Annotated in this window: 2 protein-coding genes and 1 pseudogene; 2 read left to right on the forward strand and 1 reads right to left on the reverse strand. The window is 39.1% G+C overall.

The genetic code is table 11. The features are described 5' to 3' along the window. Positions 1-71: 71 nt before the first annotated feature. Positions 72-272, forward strand: coding sequence for an NfeD family protein (locus tag ARSQ2_RS11505; protein ID WP_181995364.1), 201 nt, complete (start codon positions 72-74; stop codon positions 270-272). Here ARSQ2_RS11505 and cueR read toward each other — a convergent pair. Then, positions 238-639, reverse strand: a pseudogene (gene cueR, locus ARSQ2_RS11510) (Cu(I)-responsive transcriptional regulator). The gene ARSQ2_RS11505 and the pseudogene cueR sit on opposite strands and share 35 nt — an antisense overlap. Positions 640-820: 181 nt before the next feature. On the opposite strand from cueR, the gene ARSQ2_RS11515 reads away from it, so the two are divergent. Beyond that, on the forward strand, positions 821-1,051 hold the full coding sequence (locus ARSQ2_RS11515; protein WP_238334502.1) for a cation transporter: 231 nt from the start codon (positions 821-823) through the stop codon (positions 1,049-1,051). Positions 1,052-1,124: the final 73 nt, after the last annotated feature.

The raw sequence follows: 1,124 nt of genomic DNA on the forward strand, positions 1-1,124 counted from the left end.
ATCCGAGTTGATAAAAGATGTTGAATAGCTCATATAAATAATGTCATCAAAATTAAGTCGCTTAGCTATAATTGTCACAAAAGCACGGTTTAATCTCAGATACCAATAATGGGTATAGCAGAATACGACTGGCTGATGGTAGCTGGCCGGTTTATTGTTCTCAGGAATTATTAGCTAACACTGAAGTCAAAGTGATTGATGTCGATGGTATTACGCTAACCGTCAAACCGGTTTGGTCTAATCAACATGATGACCAACCAGATGATCAATAATCGGGCATTTTGCATTGTCATCCCCTGGACACGATGCAACCAATGAAAGCAAGCTATCGCGGATCAAATATAAGTTCGGTAATGGTTTTTTCAATTTCACTAATTTTATTTAACGTCGCCGCTTTTATATCCGCACTCTGGCGACGTGCATTACGGAAAAGTTCAAGTAATTTCCGACACTCTTTTAACGTAAATCCAACCTTTCTGGCTTGCTTTAATAATGTTAATTCTTCCAAGTGAGCAGGTTGATAATGGCGATAGCCATTTTCACTTCTCGGTGGCGGGGTAATTAATGACTTTTTTGCTCATAAAACCGAATTGTCTTGGCACTTAATCCCGTTTTCTCTGCAAGTTGAGTAATATTCATTATTCATTATTCATTATTTTTCCTTGACCTTACCCTTATTAGAAGGTTTACCCTTATTAGAAGGTTTAACCTTTATCTTAATCTAGGTTATTTCAGCCATAATGTTACGACGTAATTAGCATTATACCAATTAATTTATTGTATGCATTAGGAGTTGTCAATCATGCCTATCATGCCTATCATGCCTAATATCACCATTCTAGCGCTACAAGGACTGACTTGCAATTGTATTAGCAAGCTAACTAAAGCACTGGAAGCACTGCGAGATATACAACAAGTTGCCGTTACACTTAATACACTTAATTATGCCAAAGTTACTGGTTCTGCTTCAGTACAAGATATAATTAAAACCATCGAACAAAAGCCGGTTACCAAGGGAAAGTGGCAACACAACCTGTACAAAGCGTTTTAGGGCTATCGCTGACCCGCTCGCCGGAGTCCATGACCCCGAGCGCAACGAGCGAATGGCCGAGGAAGCGGAAAAG

Origin of the sequence: Arsenophonus endosymbiont of Bemisia tabaci Q2 (assembly GCF_902713415.1) — a bacterium.
Taxonomy (GTDB): domain Bacteria; phylum Pseudomonadota; class Gammaproteobacteria; order Enterobacterales; family Enterobacteriaceae; genus Arsenophonus.